The sequence below is a fragment of the Bacteroides sp. 51 genome (genome assembly GCF_010500965.1).
GTDB lineage: Bacteria > Bacteroidota > Bacteroidia > Bacteroidales > Bacteroidaceae > Bacteroides.
In genome coordinates, this window is record NZ_QVMI01000081.1 from 1 (window position 1) to 2662 (window position 2662).

Here is a 2662-nt window from a genome sequence, read left to right on the forward strand (position 1 = left end):
AGTCCGGCCAAGCAGACGACACAAACAGCATCACAGGACGTTCCCGCCAAAACCACGGCCGCAGACGGCCTCACTGCGGCTGTGGTCTCCACACCATCCACACCATCCACATCATCCGCGGCTCCGGCCGCGACCAAAACGGTCGTCACGACCGCGGCCGAGGGCGTGAAAGAGGGGACGGCTTATTTGGACTATGTGCAAGGGGGTAGTGGGATTGATTATGATTTTGGTGATAATGCCCGTGAACTTCGTAAGATTCATGAGTTAATCGAATCTATCCAGCAGAACCCGTATGCACGGATTACAGGAATTTCTTTGGTGGGCTATGCCTCACCCGAAGGGTATGCTACGGATAATATCCTGCTCTCGGCCGACCGTGCGCTGGCTTTGCGCGACCATCTTAAAATTGTGCATACCCTGCCCGAAACGCTCTTTACCGCAGATGGACGGGGCGAAGACTGGTTGTCTATCGACCGTTTGGTGGCTGCATCGGATAATATAAAGAAATATATGATTCTTGAGATTATCCGCGGCATGCGCGATGCCGATGAGCGCGAAATGCGCCTGCGCGATGAATGGCCCGACTTTTACGAGCAACTGCGCCGGGAGACGTATCCACGGTTGAGGAGGATAGAATACACAATCACTTACGTGATTGTCAGTTGACAGTTGATAGTTGACAGTTGAGAGTTGAGAGTTGACAGCTTATTGAGTTGACAGTTGACAGTTGACAGTTGAAAGTTAGGGGTAAGAACAAAAAGAGTAAGGGGTAGGAAGTAAGGATTAAAGAAGTAATTCAGAATTCATAATTCAAAACTTAAAATTAAAATACATGAGAAGTAATTTTATATTTTTGGCTTTGTTGCTATTAGTAACAAATATAAACGCTCAGGAGACTGAATCGCGGGAGATACCGGGGAATGTTGGTCTGAAGACGAATCTGTTGTATGATGCTACGGGTACTTTTAATCTGGGATTGGAGTTCCGTACCGGGGAGCGTACCTCGTTTGAGCTGCCGGTGAACTGGAACCCGTGGACATTCTCGGGAAACAGGAAGTGGAAACATGTATGGGTGCAACCTGAGTTTCGCTGGTGGACCACCGAAGCCTTTAAGGGGCATTTCTTTGGTGTGCATGCACATTATGCGTTTTATAATGTAAGCCGCTTGCCTGATGGACCTTTTTCGCAGAATATGGCCGACAGCCGTTACGAGGGTTGGGGTGCGGGAATCGGTGCCAGCTATGGCTACCGCTGGAACTTCTCCCGCCACCTGGGGATGGAGGCGACTCTGGGACTGGGCTATGCCCACCTGGATTATGATAAATACACATGTGGTACATGTGGTGATCGCCTGGGCAGTGGAAATAAGAACTATTTCGGTCCCACCAAAGTTGGTATCACGCTGATCTACACCTTTGGCGGGAAGAAGAAACCGGCTGCTGCCGCACCGGTACAGACACCTGTTGCCCCTGCTCCGGTACATACAGTGGTTTATGAGCCGCAGTTTACTGCCAGCTTCGTTACCCCGCAGGCGGAGGCTGTGAAACACCGCAACGAAGCCGGACAAGCCTACCTGGACTTTGCCGCCGGCCGCTCAGAGATCACGCCTGGGTATAAAGACAATGCTGCGGAACTGCAAAAGATATATACGCTGATTGAAACCGTAAGGAAAGACCCTGATGCTAACATCACCGGTATCCGGATAGCCGGCTACGCTTCCCCCGAAGGCGGCTATGGGTCTAACCTTACCCTCTCGGGCAAACGTGCCGACGCCCTGAAAAAGCAGATCAAAGCCCTGTACGGCTTTCCCGAAAACCTGTTCTCTGTTAGCGGACGGGGCGAGGACTGGGCGATGCTCGACACACTGGTCAGCCAGTCTTATATGCAGGATAAGTATGCCCTGCTTGAAATTATCCGTGCCGGTGCAGCCGATTATGATGCAGCCGAAGGACGGTTGAAAGCCCTGAACGGTGGCTCAGCCTACCGCTACCTATTGGAAAACATCTACCCGCAGCTCCGCCGCACCGATTACCAGTTACATTATACCGTTGCACCGTTTACCCTAGAAAAAGGCAAAGAAGTGTTCAAACGTAACCCGGGCAATCTCTCCTTAAATGAGATGTTCCTCATTGCGAACACCTATGAACCGGGCACCGCCGCCTTTAACGAAGTCTTTGAAACCGCGGCTCGGCTCTTCCCCGGGGATGATGTGGCGAACCTGAATGCTGCCGCCAGTGCGCTGGCGCGCAAAGATGCCGCTTCGGCGGCCCGTTACCTGGCGCGGGTAAACCAACGTAGCACCGCCTGGTGGAACAATGCCGGGATACTGGCCTACCTGGAAAAGGATATGAAGCGCGCAGATGATTGCTTCGCCCGGGCACAGGCGGAAGGAAACAAGGAGGCCGGGCGTAATGCACAGGAGTTGGAGAAAAGCCAAGCCTCACCCCAGCCCTCTCCAAAGGAGAGGGAGTAAGAGCTATGCAGTAGTAAGAGCTATGCAGTAGAAACTTTGTATTTAAACTTTATATTAAAATTTCGCAGCTGCACTTCACATCGGGACTATTCCCGTCCTCCCTCTCCTTTGGAGAGGGTCGGGGTGAGGCTGTTATTTATTCAAATTAATTTTTTAATGAACATGAAAAAGAAAAATCTATTCACAATG

1 protein-coding gene and 1 pseudogene are annotated in these 2662 nt (G+C 51.3%); both read left to right on the forward strand.

The features are described 5' to 3' along the window. A pseudogene (locus tag D0T87_RS23510) lies at positions 1-666 on the forward strand (hypothetical protein); the annotation flags it as partial. A 166-nt stretch (positions 667-832) separates the two neighbouring features. Beyond that, positions 833-2473: a DUF3575 domain-containing protein gene (locus D0T87_RS23515; protein WP_163178585.1), complete on the forward strand. Its 1641-nt coding sequence runs from the start codon at positions 833-835 to the stop codon at positions 2471-2473. Positions 2474-2662 lie beyond the last annotated feature (189 nt).

What these genes read in the sequence shown, in the direction of transcription:
- D0T87_RS23515 (WP_163178585.1), top strand. Translation starts at nt 833, where the DNA reads ATGAGAAGTAATTTTATATTTTTGGCTTTGTTGCTATTAGTAACAAAT.